This window comes from Streptomyces sp. NPDC004629 (assembly GCF_042873595.1).
Taxonomy (GTDB): domain Bacteria; phylum Actinomycetota; class Actinomycetes; order Streptomycetales; family Streptomycetaceae; genus Streptomyces.
On sequence record NZ_JBIALO010000009.1, the window covers coordinates 123,165 to 138,876 of the forward strand.

The 15,712-nt window shown below is 71.0% G+C and carries 15 protein-coding genes; 3 read left to right on the plus strand and 12 right to left on the minus strand.

What is annotated here, in order from left to right; translation table 11 throughout:
• Positions 1 to 28: 28 nt before the first annotated feature.
• The 4 genes from aroA to ACFYTE_RS15735 form a co-directional block, all read right to left on the minus strand.
• Positions 29 to 1,333, minus strand: coding sequence for a 3-phosphoshikimate 1-carboxyvinyltransferase (gene aroA / locus ACFYTE_RS15720; RefSeq protein WP_388709848.1), 1,305 nt, complete (start codon positions 1,331 to 1,333; stop codon positions 29 to 31).
• Positions 1,330 to 2,004, minus strand: a complete 675-nt coding sequence (locus ACFYTE_RS15725) for a hypothetical protein (RefSeq protein ID WP_388709850.1) — start codon at positions 2,002 to 2,004, stop codon at positions 1,330 to 1,332. The genes aroA and ACFYTE_RS15725 overlap by 4 nt, the downstream gene beginning before the upstream one ends.
• A gap of 276 nt (positions 2,005 to 2,280) precedes the next feature.
• Positions 2,281 to 2,952: an HAD family hydrolase gene (locus tag ACFYTE_RS15730; RefSeq protein ID WP_388709852.1), complete on the minus strand. Its 672-nt coding sequence runs from the start codon at positions 2,950 to 2,952 to the stop codon at positions 2,281 to 2,283.
• Between the two features lie 11 nt (positions 2,953 to 2,963).
• Complete coding sequence (locus ACFYTE_RS15735; RefSeq protein ID WP_388709854.1) at positions 2,964 to 3,848, minus strand: MurR/RpiR family transcriptional regulator; 885 nt, start codon at positions 3,846 to 3,848, stop codon at positions 2,964 to 2,966.
• Positions 3,849 to 4,029: 181 nt separating this feature from the next.
• Between ACFYTE_RS15735 and ACFYTE_RS15740 the strand changes: the two genes are divergently transcribed.
• A complete protein-coding gene (locus tag ACFYTE_RS15740; RefSeq protein WP_388709856.1) occupies positions 4,030 to 5,631 on the plus strand; it encodes an alkaline phosphatase family protein in 1,602 nt (533 codons plus the stop codon).
• A gap of 46 nt (positions 5,632 to 5,677) precedes the next feature.
• Positions 5,678 to 6,088: a hypothetical protein gene (locus ACFYTE_RS15745; protein WP_388709858.1), complete on the plus strand. Its 411-nt coding sequence runs from the start codon at positions 5,678 to 5,680 to the stop codon at positions 6,086 to 6,088.
• A 19-nt stretch (positions 6,089 to 6,107) separates the two neighbouring features.
• Here ACFYTE_RS15745 and ACFYTE_RS15750 read toward each other — a convergent pair whose 3' ends face one another.
• Positions 6,108 to 7,640 (minus strand): MFS transporter, encoded by a 1,533-nt coding sequence (locus ACFYTE_RS15750; protein WP_388710163.1) that lies wholly within the window; start codon positions 7,638 to 7,640, stop codon positions 6,108 to 6,110.
• A gap of 208 nt (positions 7,641 to 7,848) precedes the next feature.
• Here ACFYTE_RS15750 and ACFYTE_RS15755 point away from each other — a divergent pair, with 208 nt between their 5' ends.
• Entirely contained in the window at positions 7,849 to 8,736 is an 888-nt protein-coding gene (locus ACFYTE_RS15755) for a LysR substrate-binding domain-containing protein (RefSeq protein ID WP_388709860.1), read from the plus strand.
• A 192-nt stretch (positions 8,737 to 8,928) separates the two neighbouring features.
• Here the strand turns inward: ACFYTE_RS15755 and ACFYTE_RS15760 are convergent, their stop codons facing one another.
• The 7 genes from ACFYTE_RS15760 to ACFYTE_RS15790 all read right to left on the minus strand — a co-directional run bounded on the left by ACFYTE_RS15760 (position 8,929) and on the right by ACFYTE_RS15790 (position 15,469).
• Positions 8,929 to 9,309, minus strand: a complete 381-nt coding sequence (locus tag ACFYTE_RS15760) for a cupin domain-containing protein (protein ID WP_388709862.1) — start codon at positions 9,307 to 9,309, stop codon at positions 8,929 to 8,931.
• A gap of 16 nt (positions 9,310 to 9,325) precedes the next feature.
• On the minus strand, positions 9,326 to 10,729 hold the full coding sequence (locus tag ACFYTE_RS15765; protein WP_388709864.1) for an NAD(P)/FAD-dependent oxidoreductase: 1,404 nt from the start codon (positions 10,727 to 10,729) through the stop codon (positions 9,326 to 9,328).
• Positions 10,726 to 11,898 carry an ABC transporter ATP-binding protein gene (locus tag ACFYTE_RS15770; RefSeq protein ID WP_388709866.1) on the minus strand — a complete coding sequence of 391 codons (1,173 nt, stop codon included), beginning with the start codon at positions 11,896 to 11,898 and terminating at the stop codon, positions 10,726 to 10,728. Before ACFYTE_RS15770 ends, ACFYTE_RS15765 begins: the two co-directional genes overlap by 4 nt.
• A complete protein-coding gene (locus ACFYTE_RS15775) occupies positions 11,888 to 12,679 on the minus strand; it encodes an ABC transporter permease (protein ID WP_388709868.1) in 792 nt (263 codons plus the stop codon). Before ACFYTE_RS15775 ends, ACFYTE_RS15770 begins: the two co-directional genes overlap by 11 nt.
• Positions 12,676 to 13,554: an ABC transporter permease gene (locus ACFYTE_RS15780; protein ID WP_388709870.1), complete on the minus strand. Its 879-nt coding sequence runs from the start codon at positions 13,552 to 13,554 to the stop codon at positions 12,676 to 12,678. Before ACFYTE_RS15780 ends, ACFYTE_RS15775 begins: the two co-directional genes overlap by 4 nt.
• Positions 13,555 to 13,557: 3 nt before the next feature.
• Complete coding sequence (locus tag ACFYTE_RS15785) at positions 13,558 to 14,655, minus strand: ABC transporter substrate-binding protein (RefSeq protein ID WP_388709872.1); 1,098 nt, start codon at positions 14,653 to 14,655, stop codon at positions 13,558 to 13,560.
• A gap of 211 nt (positions 14,656 to 14,866) precedes the next feature.
• Complete coding sequence (locus tag ACFYTE_RS15790) at positions 14,867 to 15,469, minus strand: helix-turn-helix domain-containing protein (RefSeq protein WP_388709874.1); 603 nt, start codon at positions 15,467 to 15,469, stop codon at positions 14,867 to 14,869.
• Positions 15,470 to 15,712: the final 243 nt, after the last annotated feature.

Below are 15,712 nucleotides of genomic sequence, written 5' to 3' on the forward strand. Positions count from 1 at the left end.
TGCCTCGACCTTGACACAACGGTCTGGCTCAGGAATTGCGGAGGTCGTCCAGCGCTCGGTGGAAGCCGGGGAAGGTCTTCTTCACACATCCGGGATCGTCCAAGGTGATACCGGGGGTGCGCAGACCGGTGATGCTGAAGGCCATGGCGATGCGGTGGTCGCCGTGGCAGGCGATGTGTGCCGGGCGGGGCCGGCGGGGCCGGATCTCGATCCAGTCCCGTCCGAGCAGGACCGGGACCCCGAGGGCACGCAGGTTCTCGGCGCAGGCTTCGAGCCGGTCGCATTCTTTGATCCGGGTGTTGTGGACGTCCTCGATCCGGACCGGGCCCTCGGCGAACGGTGCGAGGGCGGCGAGCGTGGGCATGGTGTCGGAGATGTCACGCATGTTCACGGTGATGCCGGCAAGCCGTCCGCCCGGGGCTCCGGTGACGCTCACTTCGTCCTCGGTCAGCATGACCTGTGCGCCCATCCGGGCGAGCACCCGGGCGAAGCGCAGGTCGCCCTGCAGGCTGCCCGAGCCGAGTCCGGGGACGGTGACACGGCGGCCGGTGAGCGCGGCGGCCGCGAGGAAGTAGCCGGCGGTGGAGGCGTCCGGCTCGACCGTGTAGTCGGTGGCCGTGTAGGGCTGGGCGGGCACGGTGAAGGTGTCGCCGTCGCGGTGCACAGGTACCCCGAAGCTCTCCATCATGGCCAGCGTGATGTCGACGTAGGGCGCGGACACCAGGTCGGTCACGGTGATGGTGAGCCCGCGCTCGGTGAGCGGACCGACCAGCAGCAGGGCGGTGAGGAACTGGGATGACAGTCCGGCGTCCAGCGTGATGTGCCCTCCGCTGATCCCGTCGGCATGAACGGTCAGCGGGTGGTGGCCCTCCCGTTCCTCGTGGATGACGGTGACACCGAGGGCGCGCAGTGCCCGGGTGAGCGGACCGAGGGGGCGGCGGCGCATCTGGGCGGACGCGTCGAAACGGAAGACGCCGTGACCGGCCGCGGCCAGCACCGGAAGGAATCGCGCGGTGGTGGCGCCGTCCCGGCAGAAGGCCGCCGCCTCTTCGGCGGCCGGTCCTTGCGGGCGGCCCTCGACGGTCCACCGGCCCGGCGTGCGCTCCAGTCGGTAGCCGAGCGCGGCAAGGCCCTCGGCGAACCCCACGGTGTCGTCGGCGACCAGCGGTCTGTGCAGCACCGTCGTTCCTCGGGCCGCCGCGGCCAGGAACAGCGCGCGTGCCGTGATGGACTTCGACCCCGGGGCGTCCTGGAACCGGTAGCCGCCCGAGAGGCGTTCGCCATCCGCGCGCCGGGGCCTCTCGTTGTGCGGCGAGGAGAGTGCGTTGTTCATGCCTCGGGACCGTTCCTTCCCACGCTCGGTGGCTCGTCGGCCGGCCGCCGGGCAGCGGCCGGCGCCGTGGGCAGCGGCGGCACGGCCGGCAGCTGGGACCACAGGCCGTAGTGGTCGGATGAGGGCCTGTCCGGCCCGGCGCCGGGCTGCCCGCAGTCCTCGGCGGTCCGTCCGTGGGAGCAGCGGTCCCGGGGCGCGGTACCGGCGAGCAGGTGGTCGGTGCGCCTGCGTCCCCGGGCGAACCTCACCAGCGGGTCGGCCGACGCGTCGACCGTGTGCCCGGCGGAGTCGTCTCGCCGCCCTGTGCCGGCGAGGTACGGCTCGCGGCTCGTGTCACCGGCCGCTCCCGCGTCGGCACCGGTCAGCCGGCGGAGTTCGCCGCTGTCGGGTTCCGCGTCGTGGTCCGCGCCGACGAGCGGCGGTGGTGGTTCGCTCTCGATGGACTCAAGGTGTCTCACGATCGTGCGGTGGGGCCGCAGACGGTCGGCCTGCCTGTCGTCGCCGTCGGTCCGGCATTCCTGAAGGCAGATCACGTCGAAGTCATGGCGGCCGGGTTCGTCGACGAACCCGTGCCGGCGGCCCCGGTGGTCGTCGTGCGTCCGGTGCGCGTTCCAGTGCGCGATACGCAGGGACAGCCGGCTCGTCCGAGCGGCCTCCGTCCCCGGCGTCATCGGCTCCCTTGCCCGTGAGCACCCCTTGTGCATCAGCGCGCCGCCTGCGTCGGGCGCCGGTGGGTCGGCGTCGCGGCGATCGTCGGAGTCGTACCGCGCCGGGCGGCAGGGCGAGTGCATGGGGTGTCCCGGTTGTTGAGGATCTTCAGCGTGGTGATCGGTCGGCTGCGTGGCCGCTGCCCACCGGCGGACGGCGTGGCTCGCCCGGAGCGCGCCTGCGCGGGAAAACGCCGCCATACGAGCGCGCCTGCGCCGGAGACCGCCGCCGTGCCTGCCCTAAGAAAGGCTGCGGAGCACGTCCTTCAGGTCGGCCGCGATGGCCGTGTGCGGTGCGGTCCGCAGGTGTGCGCGGTCGTGCGCTCCGCCGAGCACGCCGATGACGTGCCCGGCTCCGGCACGCGTGCCGGCGAGCAGGTCGTTGACCGTGTCACCGGCGACGAGGACGCGCTGGACCGCGTCGATGCGGAGCTGGATGACCGCGGACAGGATCAGATCGGGGTAGGGGCGGCCCCGGAGTGTTCCGGACTGGGCGACGGTGAGGTCGATCAGGTCGCGCCAGCCGAGGGTTTCGAGGAGTGCGTCCTGGACCGCGGCGTCGAAGCCGGTCATCAGGCAGGTCCGCACGCCGCGTTCGCGCAGGCCGACGAGGACGTCCTCGGCTCCGTCCTTGGCGGTCAGTTCACCGGCGGACGCCGCCTTGAGCATGAGGTCGACGAAGGCGCGGTGCGCTTCGGCGGCCTTGTGGGGGTCGGGCGTCAGGCGGTTGAACATGTCGGTCTTCGCCATGCCGCGCAGGGGGCGGAGCGTTTCCGGGGCGATCGCGTCGAGGCCGGCGAGGGACAGGGCCTCGTCCACGGCCCGTTCGACGGTGCCGTTGTCCGCGATGGTGGTACCGGCCATGTCGAGGACGGCCAGGTCTATCGCTCGGGAGCTGTCGTGATGGGGCACAGGTCTTCCTTCTACAGGGAGTGTTCGATCGTGATGTCGGCCATCACGTCGAGTGCTTTGGTGGACGCTTTGGGGCGGCGGACCGCGATGCCGACGAAGAGCGTGTCGACGATGCCCAGGTGGGCGAGGCGGCTTGCCATGGCTTCGAGCCGGAAGCCGTGCTCGGGCGCTCCCGCGATCAGCGCGGCGTTCGCGACGCGGGTCAGGGGGGACTTGGTGAAGCTGGTGATGGCGACGACGAAGGCGCCCGCCGCCCGGGCCGCCTCGGCGACCAGCAGCGACTCGCGGCTGGCACCGGTGTGGCTGATGACCAGGCACACACACGAGTCGTCGAGATGGCGTGCGGCCAGGTGCTGGGCCATCACGTCGGTGGGGTACGACGTCACGAGGCCGAGCGCGGACAACCGGTAGGCGGCGTCGTGGGCCGGCGCGGCGGAGGTCCCGTTCCCGACGACGAGGACGCGGCCGGCCACCGCCATGCGGTCGATGGTGAGGGACAGCAGTTCGGGATCGACGGTCTGTGTCGCGTCGACCAGGGCCCGGCCGCTGCGGCGCAGGATGCGATCCAGCATCTCGCCGGCCGGGGTCCGGCCGTCTATCCCCTCTTCATGGGCGAGTTCCTGCTCCTGCTCGCCCTGCTGGGCGAGATCGCGGGTGATGGCGAGCTTGACGTCTTGGTAGCCCCGGTAGCCGATGCGCTGGCAGGCACGGACCGCGGAGGACTGCGCGACGCCCGCCTTCTGGGCCAGTTCGGTCACCGAGCCGCGTACGACCGCTTCGGGGTCGCTGAGGATCAGCTCGATGACCCGCTTGTCCGTGGCACCCAGGCTGGGCAGCGCGGCTTGGGCACGGGTGACGAATTCGCCCCTCACCAGGGACGACTTGGCTGCAACCACGAGGCCTCATTTCGCCGTGTGAACACAGATCGACTGTCGATGCGGCAGGAGACTAGCACGGAATGGATAATCCATCCTGAACGCTAGGATGAGCTGGATAGTTCATCCCTCGGTAACCCCGGCTTGGTCCGCACGCCATCCCCGCCTCTGAGCCTGGCACCGCCGGCACGGGGCGGCAGCAGTGCCGACGGCCCCTGAGCCGGACGGCCACACCGCGCGGTGCGCCCCGCGGTGGCCCCCGAGGAGGGAGACAACCATTCCTGCCACACCACTCACCCTGATCGCGGTCATCGACGGCCTCCGGCCGGCCGCTCTGAACGCCTCCACCACCCCGTTCCTGTCACGGTTGGCCGAGGAGGGCTGCTCCTACGACCACGCCGTCGCCGCCTTCCCCGCGTTGACCCGTACCAACGCCGCGACGCTGGCGACGGGATGCCACCCCGGACGTACGGGGGTCTTCGGAAATCGGATGTGGCATCCCGAGCTGGGGCACATCGACACGTCGGTCGCCGATGATGTGCGCCGGTTGCGCGGCGCCGGGGCCATGCCGCAGGCGTCCGTCGCGGAGCGGCTCAGCAGGTCGGGCCACGGCACCGTGGTCGTCGGCAACGGCTCGGCCGGCTGCACCTATCTGCTCAATCCCGGCAGCGACGCCGGACACGGAGCGAGGATCGCCTCGGTCGGCCCCGAGCACGAGGTCCACCGCTCCGTTCCCGTCGGCGTCAAGGCCGCGATCGAGGCCCTGGGGCCGCGCCCCGCGTCCGACGACGAGGCGCTGGAATGGGCGGTCGCCGCAGGGGTGGTCTCGATCACGACACAGGCTCCCGACCTGCTGGTCTTCTGGTCCGGGCAACCCGACACCGCCCACCACGCCACCGGGTTGACGTCGGCGACCAGCACGGAGGCGATCCGGCGAACCGACCGGGCCGTACGCGCGCTGCACACTGCCGTGCTCGACACGGGCCGCGAGTGCAATCTGGTCGTCACCGCCGACCACGGCTTCTGCGAGACGAGCGAGTCAGTGGAGCTGACCGAGACGCTGGACCTGATCGCCGAACGCTGCGGCCTGCCCCCGAACGGATTCGTGCCCACCTTCAACAGCGGCGCCGTCTTCGGCTACTTCGAGCCCGGCACGGCACCGCGCCTGCGGGCCGACATGGCAGCCCGGATCGCCCAGGAACCCTGGGCGGGACCCGTCTTCTGCGCGGACTCCCACTGCCCCGACGACGCGTTCCCGCTGTCGGTGGCCGTGAGCGGAGACTCACCGTTCACACCGGACCTGATCATCACCATGCGCACCGAACCGGCCGACCAGCGCGGGCCCGCGGACCCGCCGGCCCGTGCCCTGTCCGCACGGGCCTCCGGAACCCGGCCGTACAGCGGCGTGCACGGCACCGTTCACCCGGCCGACATGCGTATTCCGCTGATCCTGCACGGGCCGGCCTTCAAGACCCGGACCCGGCGCACCGAGTCCGCGGGACCGGCCGACATCGCCGCCACCGCGTACACGCTCGTCACCGGAGCGCCGCCCGACGACATCGACGGCCGTGTGCTGACCGAATCGCTGCGCGATGCCGCCGACGGCCACGAACTCCTCGTGGAGGAACGGACGATCCGGCGCGGCGACACGTCCGTCGGCGTGCGCCGGACCGGGAACCACTCCTACCTGGTGGGCGGTGTATCGGACCAACGGACGCCGCCCGGGCACCGCGCTCCCGCGCAGCAGGGCCTTGCCGAACCGGCCGCTTCCGGCGGGCAGGCCGACTCGGGAAACAAGCAATAAGCCCCTGCTCACCCCACGGGGCGCAGGTCCCCTCGACGGATCGAGGGTGCTGGTCACCAACGGTGCGAAACAGGCCCTGTTCAACACGTTCACGGCCCTCGCCACCCGCCAGGCGCTCGGCAACGAGTACGAACGTGCCCAGTACCTGGACGCGGCCCGCGCGCACGGCGTGAGCGAGGCGTGCACCGGCGCGGCCGAGGGCCGCGCCGTCGCCGGCCTCACCGCGGCCGAGGAGGCGGTGCGCCGGCTGACACTGGCCATGGTGTTCGCCTCGCCTCCGACGCCCGCCCTGGCCGCGGCCGGAGCACACCTGGACGCCCGCGGCCCGGTCGCGATCGTCCACCTGGCCGCGCGGTTCGTCGCCACCTCACGGATCAGCCATGCGCTGAGCCTGCGCCCCATGACCGGGCCTTCCCGCGCGGCCCACGACGAGGCGCGGGAGACGGCAGCCGAGTGACCGGCGAGATCGTCGTCGGTCACTCGGTGACGGCGGGGAAACGGCGCGGTGCCAGGAACAGCAGGACCAGGAACGCCAGTGCCGCGGCGCCTCCCGCGCCCAGGTACACGGCGTGCACGGCGTCCGCGACGGCCTGCCGGGTAGCCTCCGGCGCGGTTCCGGCGTGCATCGTCTCCGTCACCGAGTCGAGGTCGCTCGTGCCGCCGAGCCGCGCCGCCAGCACGCCATTGACGATCGCGCCGAACAGGGGGGCGCCGATGGTCTGGCCACTCTGCCGGCAGAAGAAGATGGAGGCGGTGGCCGTGCCCCGCTGCGACCACCCCACCGCCGACTGGACGCCGACGACGAGCGGGAGGCTGAACAGGCCGAGCGCGGCGCCCAGCAGCAGCATCAGGGCCGTCGGCTGCCAGGCCCGGCCCGGGTAGGGCAGGAAGGGGAACGCGAAGAGGATCAGGGTGGCCGCGCCGATACCGATCATGGCGGTGCTGCGGATGCCGATGCGCCGGTAGACGTGCTGGCTGAAGGCCGAGGAGATCGGCCAGCTGAGCGTCCAGACGGACAGCACGAACCCGGCGGCCACCGGGCTCAGACCCAGCACCGACTGGGCGTAGAGGGGAAGGACCAGGCTGGGGGCGACCACCAGCAGGCCCAGCGCGCCGAGGGACAGGTTGACGCTGGCGATCGTGCGACGGCGCCATACCCACCCGGGCATGATGGGCTCGGGGGCCCGCCGTTCGACGACGACCACGAGCGCCACGAGCGCGAGCCCGGTGGCGAACAGGGCGAGGGAAGGTGCCGACAGCCACGGCCAGGCCACCCCTCCCTGCACCAGCGCGGTGAGCAGCACGCCGCCGCAGGCGAACACGCTGAGCGCGCCTGCCCAGTCGATGGGCGGGCGCCTGCCCGGTCGGCGGCCCGGCTCATGGAGGTGACGGACGATCAGCCACAGGGCCAGCGAGCCGACCGGCAGGTTGACCAGGAAGATCCAGCGCCAGTCGGCGTAGCCGGCGAGGAGGCCGCCGAGCAGCGGACCGGCGATCGCGGACACCGCCCAGACGGTGGAGAGCCTGGCCTGGATTCTGGGGCGCTCCGCCACCGGGTACAGGTCGGCGGCGAGTGTCTGGACCGTGCCCTGAAGGGCGCCGCCACCGAGGCCTTGCACGACACGGAAGGCGATCAGCGCCGCCATGTTCCAGGCAGCCGCGCACAGCAGGGAGCCGAGCAGGAAGCAGGCCGCGCCCACGACGAGCACCGGTTTGCGGCCGAAGATGTCCGACAGCTTCCCGTAGACGGGCAGGGAGACGGTCACGGCGAGCAAGTAGCCGGAGAACAGCCACGAGAACGAGGAGAATCCGCCGAGGTCGCCGACGATCTGCGGGACGGCGGTGGAGACGATGGTGGAGTCGAGCGCCGCCAGCGCCATGGCCAGCATGAGCGCCGCGACGACGGCGCCCCGCTTGCCGGGTGCGGGATTCTTCGTCTCCTTGCCGCCTGTTGCAGGCTCGGTGCTGCCCGCGCCGGAGACTTCCGTCGTGCGTGGGGTGGATCGTATCGATGGGATAGGGGGATGTTCGGGTCCGTCGGCCGCCCTGGTCACCGCGGCATGCCTCCTTCGTTGGCCGGGTGTGCGCTTCCATCGTTGGGGTGGCGACGGCAATTGAGAAAGGAAATCGATCCAATAATTCCCATTGCGAATGACAATGAGTCGGCTCTAACCTCGGAGGGTGTTTCCTCCGGAGCAGGTACGGACGTTTCTGGCAGTGGCGCAATCCCTGAGCTTCACTCAGGCAGCGGCGGCCCTGGGCCTCGGCCAGCCCACGGTGAGCCAGCACATCCGCAAGCTGGAGCAGGCGGTGGGCCGGCCCCTGCTGGTCCGGGACACCCGCAGCGTGACGTTGACCGTCGACGGGGAGGCGATGGTCGGCTTCGCCCGCTCGATCCTCGCGGCCCACGCCCAGGCGACGGACTATTTCAGCGGGACCGGCGTGCGCGGCCGGTTGCGCTTCGGAGTCACCGACGATCTGGCGCTGACCCGGGTGCCGCGGATCCTGCGGGGTTTCCGGCACCTCAACCCGGGCGTCACCCTGGACCTCACCGTGTCCCAAGGAGTGCAGCTGCAACGCCGCGTGGAATCCGGCCACGTCGATGTCGCGTTCCTCAAGACGACTGCCGGGGACGGACGGGGCCGGCTGGTGCGACGGGACCGGCTGGTGTGGGCCGCCGTCGAGGGCACAGGACTGCTGTGGGACGAGCAACGGCCGGTGCCGCTCATCGTGTATCAGGCGCCCAGCCCCAGCAGGGCACTGGCCGTGCAGGCGCTGGAGCAGGCGGGCATCAGGCACCGTGTGGTCTGCACGGCGCGCGGGGTCAACGCCGTGCTCGCCGCCACCCGCGCCGGCCTCGGCGTCGCGATCTTTCCCCGCAGCCTGCTGCCGGGAGACCTCGTCGAGCTGCCCGCCGGTGCCGGACTGCCCGAGCTGGGCGAGATCGACCTCGTCCTGCTGACCAACCCGCACGCTCCCGCCGAACCCGTGGAAGCGCTGACCACGGCCATCCTTGCGCACGCCAACCCGATCCGTTCCATCGGCGAGGGCCGTCACTGGCCGGCCGAGCCGGCGGGAGCGGCGGTCACCGCAACACGCCCGTAGCCGGCGCAGCGGGGTCGTGCGGGGATCCGGGACTGTCGTGCGGGGATCCGGGACTACGGCGAACAGCCCCGGCGACCCGCGTTCACTCCGTGCGGGCCACCTCCCTGCGCCCCGGCCGGGATGGACAGGCCGCCCCGAAGGCTGGGCGCCGCGGGTCGCCGGGGCGCGCGTGGGTGTCATGCAGGACGAGGGTCATGCGCCGGTCCGGTGCGGGCGCAGCACATACACCTTGCGCAGGGTTTCGTGGACCTGCCAGGTGCCTCGCCAACCGGCCGGCATCGCGAGGGTGGAGCCGGGGCGCAGCTCAACGGCCTCGCCGTCCTCCGTGCGGATGGTCGCGGACCCGGTCAGCACCTGGCAGATCTCGTCGTAGCCGTCGCGGGTGGCGGTGAAGTGGCCGGGGCCGCACTCCCACACGCCGACCTCCATCAGCCCGTCGGGCGACTGCCACAGGGTGCGGGTGGTCTCCCGCTGGCCGGTGGTGCTGGTGGGCTTCGGGCGTGCGGGAGGCAGGTCGGCGCTCGCCGCGTCGTCGAGGAAGGCGACGGAAGGAACGCCGGCGGTGGTGTCCATGCGGGTTCGGCTCCTTTCAGCGGCCGCTGATGACGTTGGCGGCACGTGCGATGAACGAGGTGCGCCGCAGGCCGGAGTTCTCGTGCCGGTCGGCGGCGCGGTAGGCGACGTAGAGACTGCGCACACCCAGCCAGCGCAGCGGCTCCGGTTCCCAGCCGCGCACCGTGCGGTCGACCCACGGCAGCCGGGTGAGATCGGTCCTGTGACGCAGGATCAGGTCGCGCAGGGTGCGTCCGGCGAGGTTGGTCGTGGTCACGCCGTGCCCGACATAGCCGCCGGCCCAGCCCAGTCCGGTCCGCTCGTCCAGGTGGACGGTGGCGCACCAGTCGCGCGGCACCCCCAGCACCCCGGACCAGCTGTGGTCGACGGCGACGCCCTCGGTGGCCGGGAAGTGCTGTCTGAGGATGGCCTGCAACTGCAGCTGGGTGGCGGCCCGGCTCTCGCCGCGCTGGTCCACGTGGGAGCCGAACATGTACGGGATGCCGCGCCCGCCGATGGCGATACGGCCGTCGACGGTGCGCTGGATGTAGCAGTACGAGTTGGCCTCGTCGCCGATCAGCTCGGCGCCGCGCCAGCCGATCTCCTCCCATGCGGAGGCGGGCAGCGGCTCCGTGACGATCATGCTGCTGTTCATGGGCAGCCAGACCCGGCGGTGGCCGCGCAGCCCGGCGGTGAATCCCTCAAGCGCCCGGATGACATGGGTCGCCCGGACCGTGCCGTGCGCGGTGACCGCCGCGTGGGGGCGGATCTCGGTGACCTCGGTGCCCTCGTAGACGGCGACGCCCATCCGCTCCACCACGTCGGCCAGGCCCCGCACCAGTTTGGCGGGCTGGATGCGGGCGCAGTGCGGGCTCCAGTGGGCGCTGCGGGCGCCCGCGATGCGGACCCGCTCGGCGAGTTGGTCAGGGCCGAGTTCGACCAGGTCGTCCTTGCTCCAGCCTTCGGCGCGCAGTGACGGCAGGCTCTCGCGCAGCCGTCGCTGCTGCGCGGCGTTGGTGGCGACGTGCAGCAGCCCGTCCTTCTGTATGTCGGCCTCGATGCCTTCCTCGGCGGCGACCCGGATGACCTCGTCGACGGAGGAGAACATCTCGCGCTGCAGGGCGACGGCCGGCTCCCGACCGTGCGACTTGGCGTAGCGGCGCATCTGTCCGGGCGGCTCGGCGCTGAGCCAGCCGCCGTTGCGGCCGGAGGCGCCGAAACCGGCGAACTCCTTCTCCAGGACGGCGATCCGCAGGTCGGGCTGGGCCTGCTTGAGGTAGTAGGCGGTCCACAGGGAGGTGAAGCCGCCGCCGACGAGTGCCACGTCGACGTCGAGGTCGCCGGGCAGCGCGGGGCGGCGGGCGGGGACGCCGCCTTCCCGGAACCAGAAGGAGACGTCGCCGTTGACGAAGGTGGGGCTGGTGGTGAGGGTGACGCTCATCGTCCGCTCTCTTTCACGGTGGTGACCGGGACCCGGTCACCGGAAGTGGGTGGGCGGGTGGTGCCGGTGGGATCGTCGAGCAGGACGCCCCGCTCGATGTCCCAGACCACGGTGACCTCGTCGCCGTGGCGGACGCCGGACAGCCGGTCGGCCTGCTCGCGGGAGTGCAGCACCGTGCCGTCGGGCAGGGTGAGTTCGAGCTTGCGGCCGGAGCCCAGGTATATCTCCTGGGTGACCCGGGCGGGCAGTGCGTTGACCCCGGAGGCAACCGGCGCCGCGGCCCGCTGCACTCTCATGTGTTCGGGGCGGACCACGACGGCGGCCCCGCCGCTGCCGGCCGGACGGCCTGCGACGCGTACCGTGCGATCGCCGACGCGCAGGCAGGAGTCGTCGCCGTCCGGCTCGATGTGTCCCCGGACGGTGCAGGACTCGCCGAGGAACTCGGCCACGAAGAGGCTGCGGGGCCGTTCGTAGAGTTCGCTCGCGGTGCCGATCTGCTGGATGCCGCCGTCGTCGAAGACGGCGATGCGGTCCGAGAGGACCAGTGCCTCGTCCTGGTCGTGGGTGACGAAGACGAAGGTGGAGCCGACCTCCTGATGGACCCGCTTGATCTCCATCTGGAGTGATTCACGCAGTTTCTTGTCGAGTGCGCCGAGCGGCTCGTCCATCAGCAGGACGCTCGGCTCGTACACCACGGCCCGGGCCAGGGCGACCCGTTGCTGCTGGCCGCCGGAGAGTTCGCGCGGTCTGCGGTGGCCGTAGCCGCCGAGCCGCACCGTCTCCAGGGCCGCTTCGACCATGCCGGCGCGGCGGGCCTTGGGCACCTTGCGCTGCTTGAGCGGGAAGGCGACGTTCTCGGCGACGGTCATGTGCGGGAAGAGCGCGTAGTGCTGGAAGACCATGCCGATGTCGCGCCGGTGCGGTGGCAGGTCCTGCATCTGCCTGCCGCCGATGGTCAGCGTGCCCGATGTGGCGGTGGTGAACCCGGCGATGATGTTGAGTGTGGTGGTCTTGCCGGAGCCGCTGGGGCCCAGCAGGGTCATGAACTCCCCTGGTTCGATGACCAGGGAGACGTCGTCGACGGCGACGGAGTCCGCGTACTCCTTGCGCACCCGCGTCAGTTCGATGCGGGCTCCGCGCGCCTTGATGAGGCGGGTCTCAGCGGACACGGTTCCTCCTGGCGGTGGCGAAGGTGGCGGCCAGCACGAGCACCGTGGTGAAGACGATGATCAGGGTGGCGGCCGCGGCGATGGTGGGGTCGGTGTCCCGGGTCACGCTGGCGAACATCCGCACCGGCAGGGTCTGCAGGTAGGGGCTCTGGATGAACAGCGAGACCACGACCTCGTCGAAGCTGGTGACGAAGGCGAACAGGGCACCGGAGACGATGCCGGGGGCGATCAGCGGCAGGGTCACCTGCCGGATGGCGGCCCACCGGTTGGCGCCGCAGATCAGCGCGGCGTCCTCAAGGCGCCGGTCGAAGCCGCGCAGGCTCGCCGTCACCGGGATGATCACGAACGGCAGGGCCAGCACGGTATGGGCGGTGACGAAGCCGAGCGGGGTGCCCAGCAGGTTGTACTGGAGGAAGAGGGCGTAGACGCCGATGCCGACCACCACGGTCGGCACGATCATGGGTGCCAGCAGCAGGCCGTACGACGCCTTCACCCAGCGTGACGCGGACCGGGTGAGCGCGATCGCGGCGGCGGTGCCCAGGACGGTGGACACCAGGGCGACGAGGGCGCCGATCTGGAGCGAGGCGAGCATGGCGTCGGTCCACTGGCGGTTGGTGAAGAAGTTGGTGTACCAGCGGGTGGACCAGCCGCTCGGCGGGAAGACCAGGGAGGCCTTGTCGGTGAAGCTGAGCGGGATCACCACCAGGGTCGGCGCGATGAGCCAGCAGCCCACCAGGGCGCTGAACGCCCAGAGCGCGATCCGCGTGATTCCGGTTCTCATCGGGCTCCTCCCCGGGCACGGGTCAGTCGCATGACGACGCCGACCAGGGCGAGCAGGACCAGCGTCACCGCCAGCAGCACCACGCCCATCGCTCCGCCGCGGCCCCAGGCGAGCAGCCCGTTGACCTGGGTGAAGATCTGTTGCGAGATCAGCGCCTGGTCGGGCGAGCCCAGGAGCGCCGGGGTGATGTAGAAGCCGAGCGAGGTGATGAACACGGTCAGGGCGCCGGCGCCGACGCCGGGCAGCGACAGCGGTACGAAGACCCGCAGGAACGCGGTGGCCGGGCGGGCGCCCATGCCCTGCGCGGCGTCGAGAAGCCGGCGGTCGATGCCGCTCATCACGGCGAACAGCGGCAGCACCATGAAGGGCATCAGTACCTGGGACATGCCGATCACCACCCCGGCGGGGGTGCGGATCAACTGCAGTGGTCCGAGGCCCACGGTGCCGAGGAGCTGGTTGACCACGCCGTTGTCCTGGAGCAGCACCACCCAGGCGAAGGTGCGCACCATGAGGCTGGTCCAGAACGGCAGCAGCACCAGCAGGGTGAGCCAGATCCGCGCGCGGGCGCCGACCACGGTCATCAGGTAGGCGTACGGGTAGGAGAGCACCAGCGTCACCAGGGTGACGACGGCACCGATGGTCAGCGTGCGGACCAGCGTGGCGAGGGCGACGTCACTGGTGAAGAACCAGGAGTAGTTGCCCGCGCCGGGCGTCGGCTCGGTGACGCTGCGCCAGGCCATCAGGCCGAGCGGCACCAGGAAGAGCACGGCCAGCAGGACCACCGCGGGCAGCAGCAGCCATCCCCATCGGCCCTCGGCACCCTTGCGGGGCCGGCTGCCCGTGGCCGGGGAGGCGATGTCGATCAAGGCTGTCATCGCTCACCGCGCCAGCCAGTCGGACCACTTCTGGATGATCTGCGCCTGGTTCTTCGCCCACCACGCGTTGTCGATCTTGAGTGCCTGGGCCTGCCTCTCGGGGGTGGTGGTCACATACTCCGAGGCGAGCCTGTCCAGCTTGGGGTGGGAGTCGGAGTTGATCGGCGAGTAGGAGGTCAGCTCGGTGAGCTTGGTCTGCTGGGCGGCGCCCAGGTAGTAGTTGATCAGTGCCATGGACGCCTTGGGGTTCTTGGCGCCGACGGGGACGGCGAGGGAGTCGGAGACCGGCATGAACTGGTTCCACTGCGGTGCGAAGTGGGCGCCGTTCTTGACCGCCGAGTAGGCGCGGCCCGACCACACCATGGCCATGGAGACCTCGCCGGACTCCAGCAGCTGCTGTGAGCGGGCACCGGTGTCCCAGAAGACCAGGGAGGAGCGGACACTCGTCAGCTTCTTGAGCCCCCGGTCGACGTCCAGCGGGAACAGCTTGTCGGGAGCGACCCCGTCGGAGAGCAGTGCCGCTTCCAGCGCACCCGGGGACGCGTCCGACGGGATGCCGGGTATCGCGCGCTTGCCGGGGTATTCGGCGGTGTTGAAGAAGTCCGCCCAGTCCTTCGGCGGCTTGCTGCCGAACTTCTTCTTGTCGTACATCAGGACCACGCCGTAGCTCATGGCCGGCACGGAACACTTGCCGCGCATGCCCTTGGGCAGCTTGGAGGTGTCGACGACGGTGGTGTCGAGCGGCATCAACAGCTTGCCGCACTGACGCTCGGCCCAGAGGGTGTCGGTGTCCACCACGTCCCAGGTGACGTTCTTGGCGTCGACCTGGGCCTTGATCTTGGTGTAGTCGGTGGGGCCGTCGGAGAGCAGCTTCGCCCCCGACTCGGCGGCGAACGGTTGCACCGCGGCGGCCTCCTGGCCGTCCTGGAAGATGCCGCCGTAGGAGGTGAAGGTCAGGGTGACACCGTCGAGCGCGCCCTTCTTGACCTTGCCCGCCTGGGCCGGCCCGGGGCCGAGGTCGACATCGGCCGATGCAGGGCTGGTGCCGACGCAGCCGGTGAGGGTCAGGAGCAGGGCGCCGGCGGCAGCGGCACACCCCATGATTTTGTGTGATGTTCCGGGCATTGCTGACTCCAGGGATGAGCGGTGAAGGCGCACGGAGACGGCGAGGTCGCGGCGCGCACGACGCGGGCGCAGGGTGCGCGGAGCACCCGAGAGAGGGGGCGTCGGGCAAGAGGTGTGCGCCGTGGGGAGGGGGCGGGGCGCACCACGGGAGAGGAAGGTGCGCTGGAAAGAAGGCGTCGGGGTGTGGTCAGTCCGGCGTCGGCGGGCTGATGATCCAGAGGATTTCGGCGGGTGCTTCGTGGCTGTTGACCACGCGATGCGGCACCGAGGAGCGGTATTCGATGCTGTCGCCGGCTTCCAGTTCATGGGTGCGGCCGTCGAGTTCGACTCGCACGGCTCCACTGATCACCAGGAGGATCTCCTGGGAGTCGCCATGGGTGTAGGCGTCGTCACCGGTGGAGGCCCCTGGGTCGAACTCGCCCGAGTACACCTCCAGATGACCGAGCGGACGCTGGGAAATGAGGAACTTGCGGCTTCCCGGGGCGGTGTGCAGCATCGGACGGTCGGCCCGTCGCACCACCTTCGGACCGGGCGCGCTGTCCTGGTCGAACAGATCGGCCACGGTGACGCCGAGCGCCACGGCGATCCGCCGCAGCATGCCGATGGAGGAGTTCACCTGCCCGCGTTCCAACTGGCTGAGGAAACCGGGGCTGGCCTGGGCGGCCTCTCCCAGGGCACGCAATGACATCCGCCGCATCTTCCGGTACTCCCGGATCCGGGCTCCCAGAGCCTGGTCAGCGGCGTCGGCGGAGACTCCGCCGGAGCGCTCCTGCAGTGAACGATCAGTCATGGGCGAACACCTGATGCAACTTCAGCGAACACTTTGTTCGCTGGGGTGATACGGACCGTACGCTGGCGCAATGCGCCGCACAAGACCCCGCCACCGCCGTCACCGGACCGTGACCAACCGCCTTAACCCGAGTAGCCGCTGTCACCACCGCACGTGGAGCGGCTTCGGCCACCTGGACTGTTTTGCGCAGGCTGGGACCGCGGAGCACCCTGAAAGGGGGCCGCTGGCCTCCACGCACAGTCG